The sequence below is a fragment of the Pseudomonas sp. CH61 genome, from assembly GCF_059429415.1.
The window spans coordinates 2,490,553-2,514,764 of sequence record NZ_CM182098.1; the positions used below are offsets into that span (position 1 = coordinate 2,490,553).

23 protein-coding genes and 1 pseudogene are annotated in these 24,212 nt (G+C 58.6%); 4 read left to right on the forward strand and 20 right to left on the reverse strand.

Translation table 11 applies throughout. The annotated features are described in order from the left end of the window. Window positions 1–5: 5 nt before the first annotated feature. From AC5SEM_RS11110 to xylA, 4 genes are all read right to left on the reverse strand, one after another. Entirely contained in the window at window positions 6–1,142 is a 1,137-nt protein-coding gene (locus AC5SEM_RS11110; protein WP_495472983.1) for a sugar ABC transporter permease, read from the reverse strand. Further along, a complete protein-coding gene (gene xylG, locus AC5SEM_RS11115; RefSeq protein WP_495472984.1) occupies window positions 1,143–2,699 on the reverse strand; it encodes a D-xylose ABC transporter ATP-binding protein in 1,557 nt (518 codons plus the stop codon). A gap of 164 nt (window positions 2,700–2,863) precedes the next feature. Next, a complete protein-coding gene (gene xylF / locus AC5SEM_RS11120) occupies window positions 2,864–3,865 on the reverse strand; it encodes a D-xylose ABC transporter substrate-binding protein (RefSeq protein ID WP_034154039.1) in 1,002 nt (333 codons plus the stop codon). A 149-nt stretch (window positions 3,866–4,014) separates the two neighbouring features. Then, window positions 4,015–5,331 (reverse strand): xylose isomerase, encoded by a 1,317-nt coding sequence (xylA, locus tag AC5SEM_RS11125; RefSeq protein ID WP_495472985.1) that lies wholly within the window; start codon window positions 5,329–5,331, stop codon window positions 4,015–4,017. A gap of 175 nt (window positions 5,332–5,506) precedes the next feature. On the opposite strand from xylA, the gene AC5SEM_RS11130 reads away from it, so the two are divergent. Further along, on the forward strand, window positions 5,507–6,688 hold the full coding sequence (locus AC5SEM_RS11130) for a XylR family transcriptional regulator (protein WP_495472986.1): 1,182 nt from the start codon (window positions 5,507–5,509) through the stop codon (window positions 6,686–6,688). Window positions 6,689–6,972: 284 nt separating this feature from the next. On the opposite strand, the gene AC5SEM_RS11135 is transcribed toward AC5SEM_RS11130, so the two are convergent. The 7 genes and pseudogenes from AC5SEM_RS11135 to AC5SEM_RS11165 all read right to left on the reverse strand — a co-directional run bounded on the left by AC5SEM_RS11135 (window position 6,973) and on the right by AC5SEM_RS11165 (window position 11,688). Next, window positions 6,973–7,488: a cupin domain-containing protein gene (locus AC5SEM_RS11135; RefSeq protein WP_495472987.1), complete on the reverse strand. Its 516-nt coding sequence runs from the start codon at window positions 7,486–7,488 to the stop codon at window positions 6,973–6,975. 127 nt (window positions 7,489–7,615) lie between these two features. Then, window positions 7,616–7,852, reverse strand: a pseudogene (locus AC5SEM_RS11140) (putative quinol monooxygenase); the annotation flags it as partial. 15 nt (window positions 7,853–7,867) lie between these two features. Beyond that, the gene (locus AC5SEM_RS11145) at window positions 7,868–8,005 is read right to left on the reverse strand and encodes a hypothetical protein (RefSeq protein ID WP_495472988.1); all 138 of its coding nucleotides are present in this window, start codon (window positions 8,003–8,005) and stop codon (window positions 7,868–7,870) included. Between the two features lie 111 nt (window positions 8,006–8,116). Next, a complete protein-coding gene (locus tag AC5SEM_RS11150; RefSeq protein ID WP_495472989.1) occupies window positions 8,117–8,833 on the reverse strand; it encodes an SDR family oxidoreductase in 717 nt (238 codons plus the stop codon). 82 nt (window positions 8,834–8,915) lie between these two features. After that, on the reverse strand, window positions 8,916–9,401 hold the full coding sequence (locus tag AC5SEM_RS11155; RefSeq protein ID WP_077572850.1) for a P-loop nucleotide/nucleoside kinase family protein: 486 nt from the start codon (window positions 9,399–9,401) through the stop codon (window positions 8,916–8,918). Window positions 9,402–9,580: 179 nt separating this feature from the next. After that, complete coding sequence (locus tag AC5SEM_RS11160) at window positions 9,581–10,480, reverse strand: DMT family transporter (RefSeq protein WP_316916383.1); 900 nt, start codon at window positions 10,478–10,480, stop codon at window positions 9,581–9,583. A gap of 128 nt (window positions 10,481–10,608) precedes the next feature. Continuing rightward, window positions 10,609–11,688, reverse strand: a complete 1,080-nt coding sequence (locus AC5SEM_RS11165; RefSeq protein ID WP_495472990.1) for an SDR family oxidoreductase — start codon at window positions 11,686–11,688, stop codon at window positions 10,609–10,611. Window positions 11,689–11,762: 74 nt separating this feature from the next. Between AC5SEM_RS11165 and AC5SEM_RS11170 the strand changes: the two genes are divergently transcribed. Then, the gene (locus tag AC5SEM_RS11170) at window positions 11,763–12,155 is read left to right on the forward strand and encodes a MerR family transcriptional regulator (RefSeq protein WP_495472991.1); all 393 of its coding nucleotides are present in this window, start codon (window positions 11,763–11,765) and stop codon (window positions 12,153–12,155) included. 53 nt (window positions 12,156–12,208) lie between these two features. On the opposite strand, the gene AC5SEM_RS11175 is transcribed toward AC5SEM_RS11170, so the two are convergent. Both AC5SEM_RS11175 and AC5SEM_RS11180 read right to left on the reverse strand, forming a co-directional pair. Beyond that, complete coding sequence (locus AC5SEM_RS11175) at window positions 12,209–12,949, reverse strand: NAD-dependent epimerase/dehydratase family protein (protein ID WP_495472992.1); 741 nt, start codon at window positions 12,947–12,949, stop codon at window positions 12,209–12,211. Window positions 12,950–13,098: 149 nt separating this feature from the next. After that, the gene (locus tag AC5SEM_RS11180) at window positions 13,099–13,569 is read right to left on the reverse strand and encodes a MarR family winged helix-turn-helix transcriptional regulator (protein WP_077572848.1); all 471 of its coding nucleotides are present in this window, start codon (window positions 13,567–13,569) and stop codon (window positions 13,099–13,101) included. A gap of 291 nt (window positions 13,570–13,860) precedes the next feature. Between AC5SEM_RS11180 and AC5SEM_RS11185 the strand changes: the two genes are divergently transcribed. Next, window positions 13,861–14,814 carry a PDR/VanB family oxidoreductase gene (locus tag AC5SEM_RS11185; RefSeq protein WP_495472993.1) on the forward strand — a complete coding sequence of 318 codons (954 nt, stop codon included), beginning with the start codon at window positions 13,861–13,863 and terminating at the stop codon, window positions 14,812–14,814. 36 nt (window positions 14,815–14,850) lie between these two features. Continuing rightward, window positions 14,851–15,924, forward strand: coding sequence for a Rieske 2Fe-2S domain-containing protein (locus tag AC5SEM_RS11190; protein ID WP_495472994.1), 1,074 nt, complete (start codon window positions 14,851–14,853; stop codon window positions 15,922–15,924). Between the two features lie 95 nt (window positions 15,925–16,019). Here AC5SEM_RS11190 and AC5SEM_RS11195 read toward each other — a convergent pair whose 3' ends face one another. From AC5SEM_RS11195 to AC5SEM_RS11225, 7 genes are read right to left on the reverse strand one after another with little or no spacing between them, the layout of a single operon-like run. Next, window positions 16,020–16,814 carry a cyclase family protein gene (locus AC5SEM_RS11195; RefSeq protein ID WP_495472995.1) on the reverse strand — a complete coding sequence of 265 codons (795 nt, stop codon included), beginning with the start codon at window positions 16,812–16,814 and terminating at the stop codon, window positions 16,020–16,022. After that, window positions 16,792–17,793: an NAD-dependent epimerase/dehydratase family protein gene (locus AC5SEM_RS11200; protein WP_495472996.1), complete on the reverse strand. Its 1,002-nt coding sequence runs from the start codon at window positions 17,791–17,793 to the stop codon at window positions 16,792–16,794. The genes AC5SEM_RS11195 and AC5SEM_RS11200 overlap by 23 nt, the downstream gene beginning before the upstream one ends. Before the next feature lie 9 nt (window positions 17,794–17,802). Then, entirely contained in the window at window positions 17,803–18,786 is a 984-nt protein-coding gene (locus tag AC5SEM_RS11205) for a fumarylacetoacetate hydrolase family protein (RefSeq protein ID WP_495472997.1), read from the reverse strand. Next, window positions 18,783–19,364 carry a cupin domain-containing protein gene (locus tag AC5SEM_RS11210; RefSeq protein ID WP_495472998.1) on the reverse strand — a complete coding sequence of 194 codons (582 nt, stop codon included), beginning with the start codon at window positions 19,362–19,364 and terminating at the stop codon, window positions 18,783–18,785. The genes AC5SEM_RS11205 and AC5SEM_RS11210 overlap by 4 nt, the downstream gene beginning before the upstream one ends. Before the next feature lie 13 nt (window positions 19,365–19,377). After that, complete coding sequence (locus AC5SEM_RS11215; protein WP_495472999.1) at window positions 19,378–20,625, reverse strand: MFS transporter; 1,248 nt, start codon at window positions 20,623–20,625, stop codon at window positions 19,378–19,380. Continuing rightward, window positions 20,615–23,089, reverse strand: coding sequence for an efflux RND transporter permease subunit (locus tag AC5SEM_RS11220; protein WP_495473000.1), 2,475 nt, complete (start codon window positions 23,087–23,089; stop codon window positions 20,615–20,617). The genes AC5SEM_RS11215 and AC5SEM_RS11220 overlap by 11 nt, the downstream gene beginning before the upstream one ends. A 4-nt stretch (window positions 23,090–23,093) precedes the next feature. Further along, window positions 23,094–24,197 (reverse strand): WD40/YVTN/BNR-like repeat-containing protein, encoded by a 1,104-nt coding sequence (locus AC5SEM_RS11225; RefSeq protein WP_495473001.1) that lies wholly within the window; start codon window positions 24,195–24,197, stop codon window positions 23,094–23,096. Between the last annotated feature and the right edge of the window lie 15 nt (window positions 24,198–24,212).

A 24,212-nucleotide genomic window follows, 5' to 3' on the forward strand; every position in this document is an offset into this window, starting at 1 on the left:
GCGGCTCAACGGCGCCCGGTCCGCGTACTGACATCCACCCAAACCGCCAACACCAGAATGCTGCCCTTGACGATCATCTGCCAGTAACTGTCGACATCGAGCATGGACATGCCGTTGTCCAGACTGGTGATGACCAGCGCGCCGAGGAGGGCACCGTACACCGTGCCGGAGCCGCCGCGCATGGAGGTGCCGCCGATAAAGCACGCGGCGATGGCGTCGAGTTCGCCCATGCTCCCGGCCGAAGGCGAACCGGCGGCGAGGCGCGCGGTATTGACCACGCCGGCGAGGGCGCACATTACGCCCATGACCCCGAAGATCCACAGCTTCACCGCCTGCACATTGATCCCGGACAGGCGCGTCGCTTCCATGTTGCTGCCCACCGCATAAACGCGGCGGCCGAACACGGTCTGACTGGTCACGTAGCTGAACACGCCCAGCAGAATCAGCAGCAGCAAGACCGGCACCGGAATGCCGTCGTAGCTGTTGAGCGTCTGCACGAAAGCGGCGAGCACGGCGCCGATCACCACCACGCGGATGACGTCGCGCACCAACGAATGCGCCGCGAGGCCGTGCAGGGCGCGATTGCGCCGTTGTTTCCAGGTCAGGAATACCGTCAGCGCAAACAGCAGAACGCCAAGGCCAGCGCCGATCGCGTGGGGCAGGTAACCCTGGCCGATGTAAACCAGCTCCGGCGATACCGGCGCAATGGTCGTGCCACCGGTAATCCCCAGCAGAATCCCGCGGAACGCCAACATGCCGCCCAGACCGACGATGAACGAAGGAATGCGCAAGTAAGCCGTCATGTAGCCGTTGGCGAGGCCAATCATCAGGCCACACAGGGCGACCAGACTAAGGTTGGCCAGCAGCGGAATGTGATAGACCACATCAAGAATCGCCGCGAGGCCACCGAGCAGGCCGAGAAATGAACCGACCGATAAATCGATCTCGCCGCTGATGATTACCAGCACCATGCCGCAGGCGAGAATGCCGGTAATCGACATCTGCCTTAGCAGATTGGAAAGGTTGCGCGGGGTCAGAAATCCGCCTTCGGTCTGCCAGCTGAAGAACAGCCAGATCAGCACCACGGCAAACACCAGCGCGAGCATTTTGTAGCGGGTGAACAGTTGTTTGACCTGATTCATTTACGCGGATTTCCGATCATTATTGTTATGGCTGCCGGGCTGGCTGAGGGCGGCGGCGAGCACCTGTTCCTGGGTGAGCTCGTGGTTGACGAAGTCGCCGCGCAACTGGCCTTCGCCGATCACCAGCACGCGGTCGGACACGCCGAGCACTTCGGCCAGCTCCGACGAGACCATGATGATCGACACGCCAGCGGCGGCCAGCGCGCCCATCAACTTGTAAATTTCGTATTTGGCGCCGACATCGACGCCTCGGGTCGGCTCATCGAGAATCAGCACCCGGGGTTTGGCCAAGAGCATCTTGGCCAGCACGGCTTTTTGTTGATTGCCGCCCGACAGGCTGGTGATCGGCAGGAACGGGCTGGCGGTCTTGAGGTGCAGGCGTGAGATTTCCTTATCGATGCTGCCCAGTTCGGCTTCGGCATCGATGCGGGTCAGTTTCGAGTAGTTGTCGAGCACGGCGAGGGTGATGTTCTGGCCGACGCCCAGATCCGGAATGATGCCCTGGCGCTTGCGGTCTTCCGGCACCAGGCACAGGCCGGCACGGATTGATTTGAGCGGCGTGCGCGTGTCGATGGCTTGCCCGTCGAGCCAGACTTCGCCCTCATAGCGGCCGGGGTAAGCGCCGAACAGCGCGGTCACCAGTTCGGTACGGCCGGCGCCGACCAGCCCTGCGATGCCGAGGATTTCGCCGCGTTTGAGCACGAAGGAAATGTCGTCGACCCGTTTGCGCTTGGGGTTGTCGACGTCGTAGCAGGTGATGTGACGGGCCTCGAAAATCACCTCGCCAATGTCGTGTGGTTCGGTGGGATAGAGGTTGCTCATTTCTCGCCCGACCATCTGCGTGATGATCTGCGCAATGTCCATGTCGGCCATGGCGGTGGTGGCGATGTGTTTGCCATCGCGGATCACCGAAATGGTGTCGCACACGGCGGCCACTTCATCGAGTTTGTGTGAGATGTAGACGCAGGCAACGCCCTTGGCTTTGAGGTCGCGGATGATGTCCAGCAACACCTCGATTTCCGAACGGCTCAAGGCTGATGAAGGCTCGTCGAGGATCAGCAGGCGGGCCTTTTTGTTCAGGGCTTTGGCGATCTCCACCAGTTGCTGGTAGCCGCCGCCGTACTGCGAAACCGGCAGCGATACGTTCATGTCGGGGACTTTCAGTTCGCGCATCAGGGCTTCGGCGCGGTGGATCATCGCCGGGTAATTCATGCGTCCGCCGGGCAGCGTCAGTTCATGGCCCATGAAAATGTTTTCGGCCACCGACAGGTCGGGCACCAGCGTCAGTTCCTGGTGAATGATGACGATACCGGCGGCTTCCGTTTCACTGATCGATTGCGCCCTGAGCGGCTGACCGTCCCAGAAGATTTCGCCGTCCCAGGTGCCGTGCGGGTAGACCGCCGAGAGGATCTTCATCAGCGTCGACTTGCCGGCGCCATTCTCGCCGCACAGGCCAACGCATTCACCCGGCCTGACCTTGATGTCGATGCCGTTGAGGGCTTTGACACCGCCGAAGGTTTTGACGATGCCGTTCATTTGCAGCAGATAGTCGGACATGGACAGGGCTCGTATATCAAAGACTCACACACCACGAAACCTGTGGGAGTGAGCCTGCTCGCGAAAGCGTCAGTTCAGACAATGCTTCGTTGACTGACAAGCCGCATTCGCGAGCAGGCTCGCTCCCACAAGGGTTTTCGCATCACCGGAGATTTGTGATGTGATCACTTCCCGGCGATTTGCGCCTTGGTGTAGAAGCCGTCCTGTTCGAGCAGGTCGATGTTGTCCTTGGTCAGCGGGGTGGGCGTGAGCAGGATGGTGTCGACTTTTTTGCTGCCGTTGTCGTACTGCGAGCTGAAGGCGGGTTTTTCGTTGCGCGCCAGTTGCACCGAGAGCTTGGCGGCTTCGCTGGCGATGAGTTTCAGCGGTTTGTACACGGTCATGGTTTGCGTGCCGGCGATCACGCGTTTGACCGCGGCCAGGTCGGCGTCTTGCCCGGAAATCGGCACCTTGCCGGCCAACTGCTGCGCCGCCAGCGCCTGAATGGCGCCACCGGCCGTCGCGTCGTTGGAGGCGACGATGCCGTCGATTTTGTTGTCGTTGCGGGTCAGGGCGTTTTCAACAATGCTCAGCGCTTCGGTCGGGTTCCATTCCTTCACCCACTGTTGGCCGACGATCTTGATATCGCCCTTGTCGATGGCCGGTTGCAGCACTTTCATCTGGCCTTCACGCAGGATCTTGGCGTTGTTGTCGGTGGGCGCACCACCGAGCAGGAAGTAGTTGCCCTTGGGCGCGGCATTCAGCACGCCGCTGGCCTGCATCTCGCCGACCTTTTCGTTATCGAAGGAAATGTAGGCGTCGACATCAGCGTTAAGAATGAGCCGATCATAGGAGACGACTTTGATCCCGGCTTTCTTCGCTTCGGCCACCGCGTTGGTCAGCACCGTGGCGTTGAACGGCACGATGACGATGACATCGACGCCCCGGGAGATGAGGTTTTCGATCTGGGAAATCTGCTTCTGCTCGTTGGCATCGGCCGACTGTACGAAGACCTTGGCGTCCATTTTTTCTGCCGCCGCGACGAAGTAATCACGGTCACGCGACCAGCGCTCCAGGCGCAGGTCATCAATGGAAAAACCGATTTTCGGGTGGGCAGCGTCAGCCATCACCGGCAGTGACAGCAGCGCCAGGGCAGAGGCCAACAGCGTGCGTTTTACGTTCTTCATGGTGGGGCGTCCTTTTATTGTTTTTGGAAAGACACGGCCTGACGATGAGTATCGGGCTGGTAAAACTGTAGAGAATCCGCAGACGCCGCAGGCACAGATTTGTCGTAGAAATGTCACCGCGTGGATGCGCCCGCAGACTCCCTGTGTGATCAGCGATAGATGAACCGGTTAACGACGTTCTCGAGCATTTCCTGGCGGCCGCTGACGGCTTGCGGGTTCAACTCGTTGGTGAACGCGTGCTCGGCCAACGATTCAAGGTTGAAGTCGCCGGCCATCACCGCTTGCCCGAACGGCTGCTGCCAGCCGGCGTAGCGTTGATCCTTGAGCCGTTGCAGTTCGTCGTTCTGGACCATGGCGGCTGCCCGCTCCAGAGACAGGGCGAGCACATCCATCGCGCCGACGTGGCCATGGAACAGATCGATCTGATCCAGGCTTTGCCGGCGCACCTTGGAGTCGAAATTGAATCCGCCATTCTTGAAGCCTCCAGCCTTGAGGATTTCATAGGTGGCCAGGGTCATGTCTTCGACGCTATTGGGGAATTGATCGGTGTCCCAGCCGTTTTGCGGATCACCGCGGTTGGCATCGATGCTGCCGAAAATCCCCAAGGAAACGGCCGTCGCAATCTCATGATGGAAGCTGTGCCCGGCGAGGGTCGCGTGGTTGGCCTCGATGTTGACCTTGATTTCGTGCTCCAGCCCGAACTGCTGAAGAAAGCCGAACACGGTGGCGCTGTCGTAATCGTATTGGTGCTTGGTCGGCTCCTGCGGCTTGGGTTCGATCAGCAGATCACCGGTGAAGCCGATCTTGTGTTTGTGCTCGACCACCATGCGCATAAAGCGGCCGAGCTGTTCGCGTTCACGCTTCAAGTCCGTGTTGAGCAGGGTTTCGTAGCCTTCGCGGCCGCCCCACAACACGTAGTTGGCGCCTTTCAGGCGCTGGGTCGCGTTCATGGCGCTGAACACTTGGGCTGCGGCGCAGGCGAACACTTCCGGGTCCGGGTTGCTCGCGGCGCCGGCAGCGAAACGCGGGTTGCTGAAGCAATTGGCGGTGCCCCACAAGAGCTTGATGCCGCTGGCTTCCTGGTGTTGCTCGAGGTGATCAACCATCTGCGCGAAGTGGTTGCGATACTCCTTCAGAGAGCTGCCTTCGGGGGCGACATCGGTGTCATGGAAGCAGTAATAGTCGATACCCAGTTTGGAAAAGAATTCGAAGGCAGCGGCTGCTTTGCCGATCGCTAACTCCATGGGATCGCCGGCATGCTGCCAAGGCCGCTTGAACGTCCCCGCACCGAACACATCGGAACCCGGCCAGACGAACGTGTGCCAGTAACAGGCAGCCATGCGCAGGTGTTCGCGCATGGGTTTGCCGAGGATGAGTTTGTCGGCGTCGTAGTGACGAAAGGAGAGGGGAGAATCGCTGTCTGGACCTTCAAAGCGAATCGGCTCGATATCGGGGAAATACTGCATGGACCTTGTCCTTGTTGTTCTTGGCGGTGTCTCGATACTAGCAACGGCCCCGACCCTGCTGATTATGAAAAACATCAACACCGAGTGCGATTTTGCGTATTGAGCTTCTTCGGCCAGGCGCCTAGTCTGTGCCAATCGCCTCTGTGAAAAGGGGCCTGGGACAAACATAAGAACAATGAAAACCGTACCGCCTGTTCACCGCATCGCTCTGTTGTTCAACGGCAGCAAGATCTATGACCGTGGGATCATCAGCGGCATCGGCAACTACCTGAGCAGCACCCGTGCCTCTTGGGACCTGTTTCTCGAAGAGGATTTTCTCTGTCGCTTGAAAGGCATCGAGCGCTGGCAGGGGGACGGGATCATTGCCGATTTCGACGATCCGCTGATTGGCGAGGCGCTGGCCGATATCCAGATGCCGGTGGTAGCAGTAGGGGGCTCGTACGAGGATAAACGCGCCTATCCGAAAGCGATTCCCTACGTCGCCACCGATAACAACGCGCTGATGACACTGGCTTACACGCATTTGATAGAGGCAGGACTGCAACGTTTTGCCTGCTTCAGCCTGCCGGAAGCGCAGGCCAATCGTTGGGCTCAGGAGCGCGAAAAAGCCTTTCGCAAACTGATGAAACGCGACGGCCTGCACGGCGAAATCTATCGCGGCATGGGCACCAGCGCACCGCTGTGGGACAGCGCCGTCGAACAACTGATCGCCTGGCTGCACAGCCTGCCCAAACCCATCGGCATCATCGCCGTCAGCGACGCCCGCGCCCGCCAATTGCTGCAAGCCTGCCTGACCGCCGGCATCGCCGTGCCGGAGCAGGTGGCACTGATTGGCATCGACAATGATCCGCTGACCCGCAGCCTGACTCGAGTGCCGCTGAGTTCGGTCATTCAAGGTACCGAAACCATGGGCCGCACCGCTGCGCAACTGCTGCATCAGATGCTGCACGGCATGCCGTCCACCGGCACGCAGATACTGATTCCTCCGGATGCTGTCAACGTGCAGGTGTCGAGCTTGCACCAGCCGTTGGGCAATCCGTACGTCATGCAAGCGCTGCTGTTCATTCGCCAATATGCTTGCCAGGGCATCAAAACGGCACAGGTCGCGGCTTATGTCGGTGTGTCGCGTTCGTCACTTGAAGCGCATTTTCGTGCTGAGCGAGGCTGTAGCGTGCATGACGAGATTTTGCGTTTCAAACTGGCAGCGGCTACCAAGGGCCTGACAAGTACCGACTCGGTGATTGCCGACGTTGCGCGAAGTTGTGGGTTTAAATCTGCGCAGTATTTGCACACGGTGTTTCGACGGGAGTTTGGTTGTACGCCTCGGGAGTATCAGCAAGGCGCAGAGACGCGCTGATGTTTAAGCACGCGGTTGCAGATCACGACCGGGTTTTATGTCGTAACGAGGGAACGATTGAAGATGCGAAGAGGCAGGTGGTTGATGAGATCTACAAGGTGCTGGGGTGTTTGTCGAAATGGAGACAGGCGTTGCTGCTAAGGCGCATAGCGCAATACATAATTTAACATAATATACATTACACGTAACAAGATATTACGAGACCAGCCCGGTTGCACCGTGGATTTCAACCTGCAGAATTGCCCTGAATCCGATCCACCGCTTTTCCTTGAATTCGACGGCGCTCAACCCTCATCACGCGTCAGCTTTTCAATCAGCGTTCGATGCTGTGGAAATTGTTGCGTGAGTTTCTGCCGATCACCCATTTCCATATCGGCAAAATCAAATCCTGGCGAAACGGCTTCGCTGATCAGCCCAAATCCGTTTTCGCCTTCGAGCAACCGCGAAGCTTTCCATAGTCCACCCGGTACGTGTAATTGCAAAAATTGTCCTGCCAGAATGTCGGTGCCCATTACCAATGTCTGCAACGAGCCATCAGCATGAATCAGGCTGTACTCAATGGCGTCGCCCAGGTGGAAATAATGCAGGATGTCGGATCGATTGAAATGAAACTGGCCCACCGGTGATTGCTGATCCAGCAGATAGTAAATCGAGGTCATCAGATACCGTGGGCCGCTAGGAGTTTCGAGTGGGTCGCGATGATCGGCCTGATAGGTTCTGCGGAAGTAGCCACCTTCGAGGTGAGGCTGCAGATCCAATGTTCTAATAATGTCTCCAGCTTTGGCTTCATGTTTGATCATGGGCTCTTCTCCGCCGAATATGCTGCTAATTTACGTTAACTCGACTAAACGACCATTTAGTGTAGTTAAACATGAACTGCAAGCTTTCTAGTAAATATAGGGCCACGCTCGCGCCACTGCTTTTGAATTACGGACCAGGATGGGGGCTAAGTTCGATTGGTGTGGTTTCAATCAAGCGCTTCGACAGAATCATCGACTGCGTGGTAACGGCGTACTTTTTGAAGTGCGGCGATTCGATATGGCTTCGGTATGCCGAATCGCTGGCGTAGATTTCGAAGAAATGAAACCAGTTCGGGCGGTCGACTTCGGCGACAGCATAGATTGATATAACGCCCGGCTCTGTTCGAGTCGATTCTGAGATCTCTTCTTTGACTGCGGCTTAATAGGCCGCAACCTGTGCAGGATCGATTTCGAGTTGCGCGATGCGCACCACCAAGCCATTTTCCTCGTCGGCCACGGCTCCTCCTGCAAGTAATCCTGCCAATGCGACCATACCTAATAAACGTTTACCTATCATGTTTCCCCTCCTTCACTGCGGCAGCGCATACGCCCGCATTTCGTTTGTCGAGCGCTTCGAGGCCGCAGACTGACAGATTAACAACGCAGGCTGAAAATCCGCTTCATATCGCTATTTCCCACCGAGACTCCCTCCCCCATCGACGCTGATCACTTGGCCAGTAACAAAGGAAGCTCCCTCGCTCAACAGGAAGTTAATCAGCGAGGCCACTTCTGATGGCGTGCCCAGTCTTTGCATCGGAATCGTGGACAATATCTGACGCTCACCCTCGCTTCCCACGGGGCGGTTTTTTCGCAAAAGCTCGGTGTCTATAGGGCCCGGTGCGACTGCATTGACCGTAATGCCAATGGGCGCCAACTCAAGTGCCCACGTACGCGTGATACCCACCAATGCGCTTTTTGCGGCAGCGTAAGCGGTTCTGTCCCGAGCTCCAAAAATGGCACGGCTGCAGACATTCACGATGCGTCCTGCAGAAGATCGCTTCAGAGAAGGCAGGCAAGCCTGGGTGATTTGTACCGAGGCTCGGACATTCAGGTCAAAAACGTTTTGGAGTGTTTCAAGTTCAAGCGTTTCCAGGCTTTGCGGAGACGCAACGCCTGCGTTATTGACGACGGCATCAATAGAGGTTCGCTCCAGGAGTTTCTCAAGCATTTCCCTCGTTTGCTGAGCATCGCTTAAATCACAGAGCAACAGCTTTCCGGGAAAATCATCAACCGGATGCCTGGCGATGCCGACCACATTCCAGCCTGCCTGATTCAACTGAGTACTGAGTGCAAAACCGATCCCTTTGGTTGCACCAGTGACCAGTGCAGTTCGGCTGTTGTTCATGGTTACCCCTCTCATCAAAGATCATCTGCGCCGCTAGAAGCAGACGTTCCAGATAACTCACTCCAAGCAATATGACCGCCCTTCAGTGTCGGTGAATTTCAATCCATATCCCCTCATTCGTATCTGGAGCACGAAAGTAGCTCGTTATCAAATCGAACTCAGCGTCGCTTGCTCTAAACTCATGCTCGGCGCGGCCATTGCGCCGATGTAGCCTGCCCCGACAGGTCTCATCATCCACTTCGATGTAATGGAAACAGTGGGGAATTTCGGCAGCGTCAGCCAGACCGCGTAACCACTGCCGATCCTCTGGAGTGTTGGCCGGGAAATCCAGAACCACAGTCACGCCAGCCTTCAGCACATCGATGACAAGCGGGCCCACCAGTGCCCGAATCTGACGCGCAAGCCTCACGTAATCGGCCACTGACTGGATCTGATCAGGGTAAAGCCTTGAGAGCCAATAATCCTCACTCATCAAAATGGCCGACCGTTCAGACGCCAAGGACTTGGCCAACGTCGATTTACCGGATGCAATCTTGCCTGACATCAAATGAAGCATTGGCTTGGTCATGGGGGACGTCTCCTTGTCGAGTTCTGATGACGTTCATTGAAAAGCATCGAAGCAACCGCATACCCACCACTGTCAGCTTTGGACTGGGCCCCAGTTTTTCCAGCCAGAACTTCAGCCTTTCTTGCTTTTCTCTTCATCGTATTCTTCTTGGACCGCACGTAATCAGGATCCGAATAGCCTCACTCGGTCGAAGGGACGGAAGCTTTGCTGCCCAAGCGTATGAGTTCATTGGAGAAACACAGGCCGACTATGATCAGTACCGCTCCCGCGTAGAGGCTTTCGCGCGGTACTTCATTGAGCGCCACAAACGCCAGCAGCGCGGCAAACAGTGGCTCGGTCAATTCCAGCGCTTGTACTTGGGATGGCTTGAGATACTCGATGGCCTTGGTCGTGCAGAAGAAGCCCAGGATTGTCGGCAGCGTGGCCAACGCCAGCAGCGCGGCGATCGCCATCGGCGACAACTCGCCTATTACAAAACCATCGGCGGCAGCCGGCATCAGTAAGTACAGGCTGCCAAAGAACAGCAATTGGCGGGTGAAGTGCAGTCCTCCCGACACCCCCATACGCTTCATGGCCACCGAAAAGGCTCCATAGCCGGAACCGGCCACGGCGGCGAGCGCAGCACCTTGCAGTGTAAAGCCCTGCTGCAGGTCGCCGCCGAAGATTACCGAGATTCCGGCGATAGCCAGTGTGGCGCCAACAGTAGCGTTCGCGGTGATCGCGTCCTTGAGGAAAATGCGCCCCAGAATGATCGAGGAAATTGACGCGCTGGCCATCAGCACCACCACAACACCTGCCGCAGCGTAGTGTCGATAGGCGGACGTTTCGAAATGGAACAGCACAAAGATGCCAAGAAACGCGCAGATAGCCGCCTGCGTCCATTTGGTCGATGTCGCCGGGCGCTTGAGGAAAAACAACAGAATCGAGAGAAGCACGCAACCCAGTACGGTCTTGATGACAGCAACACTGGTAGAGGTGAAACCATTACTCATGAGTATTTTGCTGAGTACCCCGATCGTTGCGTTCAGTGCCGCAGCGGAGAGTGCAAATATGACGCCTTTCCTGAAAGTCGATTGCATGGATGACGATCCCTGTCGCTGAATGGTCGTTCGATAGAAAGCCGCCCTGTATCGACGGCGCAAAGTTTGAGGACACGAACAGCCGACTAATACCGATAGAGTGCTATTCGCCGTCATGTCGCCAACGGTCAGAGGGCCTGGCCTTTGGCGATGCAATACGAGTTGACGAACATGGCAGTGTGCTGCAGAGACTGACGTATATCCGGTTTGGCTATTCCATGTCTGTTGGCAAATTGCTCAACCGCCGCCGTATTAAAACGAGTGGTCTGGATAAAATCCAGGGCTTCGGGTTTTGAATTCAAGAACCTCGCTACGGGAGGAATACTCAGTAGCAGCTTCAGTAATCGAAGTGAAATGTGATGCTTGGGAGACTTTAATCCCAACGGTTGTGCAACCTGTGCCAGGAGCTCTCGCAGGTTTGGCGTCTGGTCATCAAGCGCCAGCAGTTCCTGACCCACCATGGCAGGATCAAACGCACAAACTGCCACCAGTTCAGCCAGGTAATCCACGGTCACCAGTGGCAGCCAGTGCCTGGCGGTGCCGGGCACCGCAGTCAACTTGCCGTGCACAAGGTTGCGTATCAGCTCCACCAGCGGCTGACCGTCAAGGATATGCCCCGTGCCGCTGTGGCCACAGACCGTCGCAGGGTGGACAACAGTAATCTCCCCGCCCTTGGCTGACATGACCTCCAGGGTCGCAAAATGCGCCTCCAGCTTGCTTCCCTCGTAACCACCGACACGCCGGTAGACGGCAGGCCAATTCGTCCGTTCCGGATAGCAAGGGTCAATGCCGATGCGTTGTAGATGTTCATGATTTTTCAGCATGTAGCCGCCGATCATCACTAAACGGCTTTTTTGCTCAGCCGCCAACAGCGCCACGCGCTTTGCCCCTTCTACGTTCACCGCACGAGACTGCTCCACTGAAAGCCCCCATGCGAAGTGCGCGCCCAAGTGGAACATGACGCTGGCGCGCCTCAGCACTTCTCGGTCAGCAGCGCTCAGCCCGAGGTTGTCGTGTTCCATATCGCCAGCGACGGCGAATACGCGGTTTGCGCACCCGCCCAAATGATCGACTTGCTCGCGCAAGGCAGCCAGTCGCTCCGGGCGACGCATCAACACCCGAACGGTGTGACCTTTTGCACTCAGGTTCGCCACTAAATGTTGACCGACGAAACCAGTCCCGCCTGTGACAAAGCACTCCACGCTCATTTCCCTGTTCCTTGTTGAAGGTGAGAAATCAAGCGTAAAGTATCGACCCCACTCTACAGTCAAGCGGTGTTTCCATGAAAATCGGCGAACTCGAAGCGCGCAGCGGCGCCAGCCGTCATACGTTGCGCTACTACGAGCAAATCGGCCTGATCTCTCCCCTACGGCAAACCAACAACTATCGCGTTTACAACGAGCAAACTCTGCAGGATCTGGACTTTATCCAGCGCGCGCAAAGCATGGGATTTTCTCTGGGGGAAATAGGCGAGATTCTGGATGCTCAGCGGAACAAGCTGATCGATTGTGCTGAAGGCGCGAAGCTGATTGAAAAGAAGATGGCAGACATCAAACAGAAAATCGCCAACCTCCAAAGCGTTTATCGGTATCTGGATGAAGAGCGCGCCACTCTGGAAGCCAGTGCCGCCAGGCAACTTGAGCTTCAGCAACTGAGCAACGCTACCAATCTTTAAACCAGCACGTTTTCCCGGCGCATCACGGTGACCTTCTCAGAGGAAGTTTGCGTTCACTCAGATTGAGCGCCTCCTTCCAGAATCTCGAACCCATCATCAATGGGAGCATATCCGACAATTTTTCTACTCTGATCAATAGAGAGGCGCTTATAGCGGTTATCTGAGACCCCATGAATAACGTGGAATCCCTTTAGCTCGGCTTCAACGCAATTATTGAGTAGCGCGACAACATCTCTAAAACTGATGAAGGCCGCGACGTCTCTCGGACTGTGGGTCTGCCCCTGTTGAAATTTGGCTACGTTGGCAATACGGACTGCGATGGTTGTCATCTGTCCATCGTTTGCATACATCGAAGCCAAAGCTTCTCCAAATGCCTTGCTGACGCCGTAAAGATTGCCTGGTTTAGGTGCCATGCATTCCTGTATCTGAACATCCGTTGGATATCCTTCGATCACTTGGGCACTGCTCGCAAATATGAAGCGCTTGCAGCCTTGTGCCTTTGCGGCGAACAGCATGTTGTAAGTGCCCACAATGTTCACTGGAAGCAGTGAGGCCATGAAATCGGCGTCCGGATTTGGGTCAGCAGCTAGATGGATGACGGTATGGATACCTTCGCAAGCTCGAAGGCAACTGGCTTGATCCGTGACATCGAGAGTGAAACGCTGTGCCGAGCCCGGAAGTGCTGTTACGTCTAGATCGGCCAAACGCAAATCGGATTTATCGTCGCGCTCTTGCCAAAAAGCATTGCCGATCTTTCCTGCCGCACCTGTGACGAGGATTTTTCCTGAGCTCATTTCGGCATGTCCGTATGGTAAATGTCACGCTAGCCTCCCAGCCTTTTGGGCGGTCTACAACCTCTGATCCAATGACCAAATATCAGCCGCCCGCCAACTCGCGTCGGGCAGCAGCCCTCAACGCCGATTTCACGCTAGTCTGCCGCGACTCACTCCTCACTCGGGTCGTAACTGTTCACATTAGGCACTTGCAAATGCAGGCGCCCAAGCAAGTCAACCAACGTATCAACTTCAGCCGGGGTCAATCCGCTGAGCAGACGCGACTCTCGCTCAAGTGCAACTTTGAGCACGCGGTCATGCAGTTCTTTGCCGCTGGCCGTCAATCGCACGGTGTAACGCCGTGCATCCTTGGGATCCAGCTGACTAGTGATCCGCCCCGCCGCTTCCAATGTCTGCAATGAACGACTGACCGCGCTCTTGTCGAGACCGATCGCCTGGCAGATTCGATTGGCGGTGATGTCGGATTCAACGGCGAGCATTGAAAGCATCCGCCATTCAACAACGCCAATTCCGAAGTGTTTGCGATAACACTGGGAAGCCCCGGTGGCGAGTTTGTTCGCCAGGAATGTCACCAGGCCAGGTACATAACGCGACAGGTTCAGTTGTGTATCGGTAGGCATCAAGAAACACCGTAGATCGAAGATCTTGCAATTTGGTTGACACCGCAACTAATTTATCTGAGGATTCACTCAGCCTGGCATTGCGGACGATGCGCCGCATGATACGCCGTAGCACAACCTCAAAAAAATAATTACAGGTCTTGCTTATGAACCCTCGCCAACCGTGCCCTTCCCTGGCGCCCATGATTAGCCACTCCTCCTGCTTCTTCGCGCCCGGCTGATTCGTCACCCGCTCGCACCCTTTTTTGCCGTTCGTTTTTCAGCAGCCACTTCAATGTGGAGGGAGAAGTCATGCTTCAAGTCAACGTCACCCGCAAAGTCGTTGAGGCCGAGGGTATTTGCAGTTTCGAGCTGTGCGCAGCGGACGGTCGCCCATTACCACCGTTCAACGCCGGTGCTCACATCGACATCCACATTGCCGGCGGCCTCACCCGGCAATACTCGCTGTGTAATGACTCCCGAGAACGTCATCGCTACGTCATCAGTGTGCTGAAGGATCCTGCCTCCCGCGGCGGTTCTGCTGCAATGCACGACACCATCAGTCAGGGACAGATTCTCAGCATCAGCGAACCACGCAACCTCTTCCCACTCGCCGATTCAGCGGAGCGTCACTTGCTGTTCGGCGGCGGCATTGGCATCACACCGATGTTGGCGATGGCCCATGAACTTCATCATCAAAGCGCAGATTTCGAGCTGCATTACAGCTTCCGATCCAGCGAGCGTGCCGCGTTTATCCAATGGCTCAAGCAAGCGCCCTTCGCCAGCCACGTGCATTTGCATGACGACAGCGGATCGCCCGAACAGAAACTCGATGCAACCGCCCTCCTCGCCGCGCCAGGTACCACGACGCACCTTTACGTGTGCGGCCCCGCCGGCTTCATGAATTTCATCCTCGACACCGCGCAGACCGCTGGCTGGCCGGAAGATCGCGTGCACAGAGAGTTTTTCGCCGCCGCACCTGTCGATGCAAGCGCGGATTCGCCCTTCGAAGTTCAACTGGCGAGTACAGGACAGATTTTTTACATCCCCGCCGATCGCACCGTTTTCGAAGTGCTCGATGAGGCCGGGATTGCCATCGAATCATCGTGCGAGCAAGGCGTCTGCGGCACCTGTGTCACGGGCTTGCTCGAAGGCATTGGCGATCACCGTGACCAGTTCATGACCGCCGCCGAACACGCTGCCAATGACCGTTTCACCCCGTGCCGCTCACGTGCCAAATCGCCCCGTCTGGTATTGGATCTTTGACCTGAACCGAGCATCGACCGCTCGCCGGAGAACATCATGACAACTGCTGCCCAACCCCTTGCCCATGAAATCGCCCCGGCCACCGTGCCGAGTTTCCCCCTCGATCAATGGTACGTCGCGGCCTTGAGCCGGGAACTGAAAGACCAGCCCCTTGGCCGTACGTTACTGAATAAACCCGTGGTGCTTTTTCGCACGGCGGATAACCAGGTCGCCGCGCTGGAAGATCGCTGCTGCCATCGAGCACTGCCGCTGTCCGGCGGCACGGTGGAGGAACGTGGTTTGCGCTGCGGTTACCACGGTCTGCTGTTCAATGAAGGCGGTAAATGCATCGAAATTCCGGGCCAGGACAAGATCCCGAGCAAAGCCAAAGTCCCTGCCTACCCCGTCCGGGAGCAGGATCAGATCATCTGGATCTGGTTTGGCAGCGCAGAGCACCAAGAGCCGACATTCGCACCACCGGTCTACGACGTGCACAGCAGCGGTAAATACCTGTTCGACGGTGATGTCTACCACTACGACGCGCCCTATCAACTCATCCACGATAACCTCATGGATCTCAGCCATCTGGGCTATGTCCATCTGCACACCATTGATGGCAACGCCAGCATTCACATGAACGCGCAGATGAACGTCGATGGTGATGACTCGATGGTTCGTGTGGTTCGCCACATGCCCGATTCCGTTCCGCCGCCGACCTACACCGCCGCCTACCCGTTCAAAGGCAACATCGACCGCTGGCAGGAAATAGAATTTCACTTCAATCACCTGCGCATCTGGACCGGCGCGACAGACGCGGGCACGGACGATCTGAACAACCCCGATCGAGGCGGTTTTCATATGCGCGGCTTTCACGGCGTGACACCGGAAACAGACACCACAAGCCACTATTTCTGGACCATGGCCACCAACCCTGAACATGATCCCGAGGCCGTCACAGCCAAAGTTCTGCATCAGACGCGATTGACGTTCGACGAAGACAAAGTGGTGATCGAAGCGCAGTACCAGAACATGTGCCGGTTCGGTACGCGCCCGATGATTGATATTCATGTCGACGTCGGAGCCAATCGTGCCCGCAGAATCATCGAGCGACTGCGCAATCCAACGGGTTGATGGCCTCAGAACAGTGGCGGCGGCAAACGCCGTCCACTGTGTTCAAAGCCTGCCGTTCTCTTACTGTCGTTAAAGGAATGCTTCAAACAGCCCGATCACTCTTCGAAAATGGCCACTGCGCGCACAAAACCTGCTGACGCATGCCGGATCTTGTAAGGAAAGCACGACACCGTGAAGCCGCTCGCTGGCAGGGACGCAAGGTTGGCCAGTTTTTCCATTTGCCCGTAGCCGATATCGCGCCCGGCCTTATGCCCTTCCCAGATGATCGAGGCATCGCCGCTGGCGGCAAAACGCTCACGGGTGTATTTGAACGGCGCGTCCCAGCTCCAGGCGTCGGTGCCGACCACGCGCACGCCACGTTCCAGTAGATACATCGTCGCTTCGCGCCCCATGCCGATGCCGGCATCGAGGTAACCCGGCTGACCGAACAGTGCCCCGGCGCGGGTGTTGATCAGCACGATATCCAGCGGTTGCAACGTGTGCTCGATACGCGCCAGTTCCGCTTCGACCTCTTCTGCCGTGACCACGTGACCGTCGGGCAAATGGCGAAAATCCAGTTTGACCCCCGGCTGCAAACACCAGTCCAGCGGCAACTCATCGATGCCAAACGCCGGCTCGCCGCCATCGGTGGTCGAGGCGTAGTGCCAAGGCGCATCCATGTGGGTGCCGCTGTGAGTGGTGATCTGCAAGCGCTCAGCGGCCCACGATTCATGCCCGGGCATCTGCTCAAGCTGCAAACCCGGAAACATCGCCGCCATCTCGGGCCAGCCTTGTTGGTGATCCATGTAATCGATTTTCGGCAACAGCGGTGGCGGATCTGTGTACGGGTTGTTATCGAGGGTCACCGAAAGGTCGACCAGACGACGTTTACGCTGGATGGGCTGTGACATGAGGCGTATCTCCGTTCAACGGCAGAGGCCGATAAGGGGCCGGATTGAGGGCGTTGCGAATAAGCGTGGCGACGTTGCCGTCATGGCAGAAACCGGCAGCGCGGGCCTGCGGGGTTTTCAAGGGCGGCATGCGCCCGAACAGTGTTTCGAGGTCACGGTCAGCGGCGAAACTGATCAGCGCACGGCGTTGCTCGCCGTAAGTTGCCGCCAGTGCATCGATGACCTGGGCGATGGACAACTGCAGCACCGGCAGTTGCCAGACCCGCTGTTGCGCGGCGGCGTTATCCAGTTCGGCAGCGTGGATCAAGTTGTTCACGCAACAGCGCGCCGACATCCACCACGCCGTAGCCTGCGGCGACACCGGGCAGCAATAGTCAGCGCCCTCGGCAAAGGCACGCATCAAGTCGCTCATGAAGGCCGAGCGCAAGCCGTTGGGTTCGCGCGGGCGCGCGACAATGCCCGGCAGGCGCACCGCGCGGCTGTCGACTTCACCGCGCCGACCCAGATCGATCAGCGCGCGCTCAACCATCATCTTGTGTGTGCCGTACGACAGTTGCGGGTGCAGTTCAGCCTGCTCGTTCATCTTCGCCGGCAGATCCGCGCCGTACACCGCGACGCTGCTGGCATACACCAGCACCGGTGGTCGCGCCTTGTTGCGCAGTTGATCGAGCAGTTCGAGGCTGGCCAGCAGGTTGACCTGATAACCCAGTTCGTAATGCGCCTCCGCCGCTCCGCCGGGGACGCTGACCAAGTGAAACACCACATCGATGCCATCGGCGAGGACACGGCGCATCAACGCCGCATCCGTTACGCTGCCGCTGTGCCGACGCAGGCGCGGATCGTCTGGCAGGTCTTGGACATCAGTGTCGAGCACCAGCAACGAACGAATGACTTGCCCGCGCAAACTGCCGCGCGCGAGCAGACAACGCAGCAGTTCGCGACCGACAAAGCCATTGGCTCCGGTAATCAGTACACGCATGGGCGTTCCTTAGCCGTTGGCTTTGACGACGCGTTGATCGATCGCACCAAACAGTGACCGGCCATCGCTGCCGGTGACGTCCATGCGCACACGATCATCGAAACGCATGAAGCCTGTCACCGGCGCGCCTTGCTCGATCATCTCGATGGCCCGGCGTTCGGCGATGCACGCCGAGCCGACGTTGCGCTCGGCGTTCGACACCGTGCCGGAACCGATCAGCGTACCGGCGCGCAGGCGACGGGTCAGGGCCGCGTGGGCGATCAGCTCGCCAAAATGAAAGTTCATCTGCGCGCCGTGCGGCTGGCCAAACCACTCACCGTTCCACTGCACTTGCAGGGGCAAATTGACGCGACCGTCTCGCCAGGCTTCGCCGAGTTCATCCGGGGTAATCGCCAGCGGGGCAAAACTGGAGGACGGCTTGGCTTGCAGAAATCCAAAACCGGTGCGCATTTCACGCGGTGCCAGCGCACGCAGGCTGACATCATTGATCTGCAGGATCAGCTTGATGTGTTGCAACGCGTTTTCCGCCGAACAGCCCATCGGCACATCATCGACCAGCACGACAAATTCGCCTTCGAAATCGATGCCCTGGCTTTCGCTCGGCAGTTCGATGTCATCGTGTGCGCCGATGAAGTCATCACCGGCGCCCTGATACATCAACGGCGTACGGTCAGCGCCTTCAATCGGGTCGAGGTTGAACGCCTTCTGCATCAGCGCGCCGTGGCTGAGAAACGCCGAGCCATCGCACCATTGGTAAGCACGCGGCAACGGTGCCATCGCCTGCGCGGGGTCGAAGGCAAAGGCCTCGCGGCAATCGTGGTTTTCAAGCTCACGCGCCAAGGCCTGCAAACGCGGCTCGGCTTCGCGCCAGTTTTCGATGGCGTGCTGCAAGGTCGGCGCTACCGAACGGGCGTCCAGCGCCCGGGCCATGTCGCGCGAAACCACCACCAATTGGCCGTCACGGCTACCGTTTTTCAGGGTCGCAAGCTTCATGATTTTTCTCCCGGGCAGTTTTGCAGTTCAGCGGCGAAACGCCCGTCCAGCAGAATAAACACCATGCGCGCCATGGCCTCGGTACGGTTGCTCCACGCGTGATTGGTGCCGCGCTGAACCACCACGTCGCCGCGTTTGAGGTGGACCTCTTCATCGTCGAGCACCAGCCAGACTTCGCCTTCGGTGACGATGCCGTAATCGAGGGTTTCGGTGCGGTGCATCAGTTTGTGCCGCGAGTTCGCTTGGCCGGTGCCGGCATGCGCCTGGCAAATCTCGGCGAATGCGGCCGCTGCATCGGCAGCGCTGACCTGGTTCTGCACGCTGTCTGGCGGAATATCGACGACGCGAATCACACTGCCCTGCGGGTCGGGGCTCAGCTGTAAAGGTTTGCTGGTTGGATCATCGGCATTGTCGAGCAGTGCCGGACTGCCGCTGCTGTTCCATATTTCATGAAACACCGTGCCCGGCACCGATTGCAGCGCGAAAACGTTGGCCGTTGCTGCGTGACTGGCGACGACGGCGCGGCCGTGGGCATCATGCCCGGTGACCACGCGCTTGAATGGGGGAAGCGCTTGCATGGAAAATCCTCGTTCAATGGCCGTTGCTGATGGAGTCGTGCCCGCCAACATTCGTGCGGATCAATAGACCACCGAGCCTCGGCACGGACAGACAAAACAGCGCCACGACCAGTTGCAGCCAACCGATCATGGCCAACGCTTGCGGCAACGCCGTGGAAGCCCCGGAAGTGATGGCGAGCACCACCAGCGGACTGATGAACTCGCCTGCGAAAATCGCGGCGGTGAAGCACCCCGCCGCTCGCCCACGCTGAGCAAACCCGACTTGCGCCATGATCCAGGTGATCAACGTCGGCAACATCAGGCCGATGCCCAGACCATTGACCAGAACCGCCACCACCACTTGCGCGTGGCTGCCGGCGGCGGCCATCAACAAGCCGCCAATGCCGGCCAGGCCATAGGCAATCAGCAACACATGCTGGCTGCGCAGACCGCTCAATAAACGAAAACTCAAGGCCCCGGCGAGCACACCGAGTTGATTGGCGCCCATGGTCATGCCGATCTGCTGCGGCGCATCCACGTGCAACAAGTTGAGCAAGTAGCCGGCCTGCACCGGCACGATGAACAGGCTCAGGCCCGCGAGCAGCGACAACGCATACAGGGGTGTCAGTGCGCGCCACGGAAACAGGCGCGGGACTGGCGTCGGCACCGTTGCTGCCGGTTGCACGCGGGGTTGCGGTTCCCAGAGTTTCCACGCCATCAGCGGCAGGAAAATCAGTCCGACTGCGTACAACGCAAACGGCGTGCGCCAGTCGTCCTGACCGAGAAACCCACCCAGCGCGATAAACACCGCAGCGGACAGTGAGGTCGCGACCATCTGCAAGGCGAACAAGCGCTCGCGTCGGGCGCCGCTGTAGTAGTCGCCCATCAGCGTGGTGCAACAGGTCATGATCCCCGCCTCTGCCAGACCGATACCAGCGCGGCTGGCGACAATCGCCGGCAGCGAATCCAGCCACAGCGGCAACACACCGCAGAGCGTGTACAGGGCCATACTCGCCAACAACAGCGGTTTGCGCCCGAGCCGATCAGCGATGACCCCGGCAAACGGCGCCAGTACTGCAATCATCAATGCTGGCAACGTCAGCACGATCGGCACCAGCACCGCGCTGCCTGCAACATCGGCAAAATGTGCCTGCATGCGCGGTAACACCGGTGCGAGCAATACCGCGCCGAGCACTGGCAGACAGCTGCCGAGCAGCAACAGCAACGATTGCGTCAAACCGGCGCGACGGCCGCTGTTTTCCAATGAAGACTCAACGGCCATGACAGGTCTCCCGATAACGCGCTTGATGAATATCTACCGCCACGGCTCGCGATGGCAGGCTCAGATCGATGGCCTCCGCCGGCGTTTCTGCGTCGGTGTTCGTGCGCCGTGCAGGCAGCAGGAAGTACGCCAGCGCTGGCAACAGCAGCAGCGCGCCGACCATGTTCCAGACGAACATGAACGCCAGCAGCACGCCCATGTCGGCCTGGAATTTGATCGGCGAGAAGATCCACGTGGCCACGCCAATGGCGAGCGTGATGCCGGTAAGCATCACCACTTTGCCGGTGGACACCAGGGCGCGGTAATAGGCTTCTGACAGGCTCGCGCCCTGGCGCAGATGACCAAGCAGGATGCTCATCACATACAACGCATAGTCGACGCCAATGCCGACACCCAACGCGATCACCGGCAACGTCGCGACCTTCACGCCGATGTTCAGCCAGACCATCAACGCTTCGCAGAGGATCGAGGTGACCATCAGTGGAATCACCGCGCACAGCGTGGCGCGCCACGAGCGGAAGGTCATCAGGCACAGGACGATCACCGCTCCGTAAACCCAGAACAGCATCTCGCGATTGGCTTGCTTGACCACGATATTGGTCGCCGCCTCAATGCCGGCATTGCCCGCTGCCAGCAGGAACTGCACATCCTTGTCGTTATTGGCTGCGGCGAATTGCTCGACGTGTTCGACCAGCCGCGTCAGCGTTTCAGCCTTGTGGTCGGTGAGGTAGGCGTACAGCGTGAGCAGGCTGCAATCCTCGTTGTACAAGCCGCGTGGCGCACTGGCGGTGATCATGTTGAGCATCGCCTGATTGTTCTGCAGCTCGTACCACTTGGCGCTGCCTTCGCTGAGGCCAACCAGCATGCGGCGGTTGAGCAAGGCCAACGAGTTGGTCGAATCCACCCCCGGCAGCGCGCGCAGTTGCCAGTCCAGCGCATCGACCTTGGCGAGGATGTCGTAACGCGCACACTGCCCGGCCGGGGTCTTCACCATCACTGCGAACAAATCACTGCTGGCGCCGTAATGCCGGGTCAGAAACGCATCGTCCTGGTTGTAGCGTGAGTCGGCCCGCAGCTCCGGTGCGCCGGCATCCAGATCACCGATCTTCAATTGCAGGCTGACCACAAAACCCAATGCCGCCAACGCCAGGCTGATGGCAATGCACAGGCTGGCCCAGCGACGTCGGGTAAACAGATCGAGAAAACGCCAGAAGCCATGACGCCGCGCGCCGGTCTGGTCGTTCTGCTCGCTCTTCAGGCTAAGTTGCGCCGCACGCGGCGTTACGCCGACATAGGACAGCAACACCGGCAGCAGAATCAGGTTGGTGAAAATCAGCACCGCCACACCGATACTGGCGATCACCGCCAGATCCTGAATCACCTGGATCTTGATCAGCATCAGCACGGCGAAACCCACCGCGTCGCAGAGCAATGCCGTCAGCCCGGCCAGGAACAGTCGGCGGAAGGTGAATCGCGCCGCCACCACCCGGTGCATGCCGCGACCGATGTCCTGCATGATGCCGTTCATCTTCTGCGCACCGTGGCTCATGCCGATGGCGAACACCAGAAACGGCACCAGCACCGAGTACGGATCCAGTTGATAGTCGAGCAACGGCAACAGACCCAGCTGCCAGACCACCGCCACCAGCGAACAGAACACCACCAGCACCGTGCTGCGCAGGCAGCGCGTGTACCAGAACAGCACGGCGGTGGTGATCAGGATTGCGACGGCGAAGAACAACAGGATCTGCTTGAGCCCGGCAATCAGGTCGCCGACCTTTTTCGCGAAACCGGTGATGTGAATGTCGATCCTGTCGTTCTGGTACTCGCTGCGCAACGCTTCCAGTTGCTCCGACAGCACCGAGTAATTCAGCGCCTGGCCGTCGGCCGTCGTCGCCAGCAACGGCACGTAAATGATGCTCGAGGTTTGATCGAACGCTACCAGTTGGCCGAGCTCGTTGGAGCGCTGCACGTTGCGGCGCAAGGCCTCGAGACTGGTCGGGGTGCCGGCATAATCGTCCGGAATCACCGGGCCGCCATCCAGTCCGTCTTCAGTCACTGCGACCCAGCGTGTTGCGGGCGTCCACAGCGACTTCATGTAGGCACGGTCGACGCCGGGCAGCAGGTAAAGCTTGTCGCTCAAGGCCTGCAAGGTTTTCAGATATTCAGCGTCGTAGATATCGCCGTGGCGATTGGCGACGACGATGCGCAAGGAGTTGCCCAGACCGCTGAGCTGCTTTTGATGTTGCAGATAATTGGCGATGTAAGGTTGCTGCGTGGGAATCATCTTTTCGAAACTGGCGTTCAGCTCGACGCGCGTGGCCTGATAGCCCAGGAAAAGCGTGGTCACCAGGCACACCAGCAACACCCACAACCGGTGATTGAACAAAGAGCGTTCCACGACCGAGCCGGAGCGCGGGTCGAAACTCGCCAGGCTGGCCGTGGCGTTGTCGAATGGTTTCATAACCTCACTCCGAAGCTGTAGCAGTGGGCGACGCCAGGCGCGTCACCCCGGTGAAACCGGCCAGCACCAGGCTGCCATCGGCGGCCTGCACGACGCTGGCAATCGGTTTGCCCAGCGGTTTGCCGAAAGGCTGCAGGGTGGGTGCGTCGCCCGTGGTGCGAAACATTGCGCCCGCCTGATTGACCAACAACAGCTGGCCGTCAGCGCTGCGGATCGCATCACTGAAGGACACCGGCATCGGTACGGGCGCGGGCACGAAGCTGTTGCCGTCGTCGGTGGAAATGAACGCGTTGCCTTTCAACCCAGCCGCCAGCAGCGCGCCGTCATCGCGTACTTGCAGGGCGAAAAAGCTGCCGCTGTACGGGCTGTCGAGCGCGACGAAGGATTGTCCACCGTCCTCGGAACGCGCCACATAGCCTTGCTCGCCGGCGATGAACCAACGCTCGCCTTGTTGCGCGATGGCATACAGGTGCGCGCCCATCGGATTGTCGATATGGCCCATCAGCGACTGCCAGCTCACGCCGCCGTCTTCGGTGGTAAACGCGAGGCCGTAGGCGCCGACGATCAGGCCGTGACGCGCATCGGTGAACTTGAGGCTGAGAAACGGTTTGTCCGCACCTTCGCTGACCATCCGTTCGGCGGTTTGCACGCGTGCCGTCGCTGCGTCGGGGTCAGTGGCTGTCGGCAGTTGTTCGCGTGCGGTGTCCAACTCCAGTTGCGCAGCGCGGTTGCCGTCCAGCTGCAACGCCCAGTTTTCCCCACCGTCGTGGGAGACCAGCACCGCACCGGCATGGCCGACCGCCCAACCCGTGCTGGCATCGACAAATTGCACCGCCGTAAGGCTGACGGAGACCGGTACCTGCGCCTGCCGCCAATTGATGCCGTTGTCATCGGAGAGCAAGACGATGCCGCGTTCGCCGACCGCCACCAACCGCGCACCTGCCCGCGCCAGATCAAGCAAGACCGCTTGGCGGGCCTGTGGCGCGCGCATCGCCGGGGTGTGCAATACATCGCCGACGGCAGCGGCCTGAGCCTGACTCACGGGTAATACGCAAGGCAGCGCCAGCAGCGCCAACAACCGCCCGAGCACCTGACAGATTCTGTTCATACCGACCTCGAAACC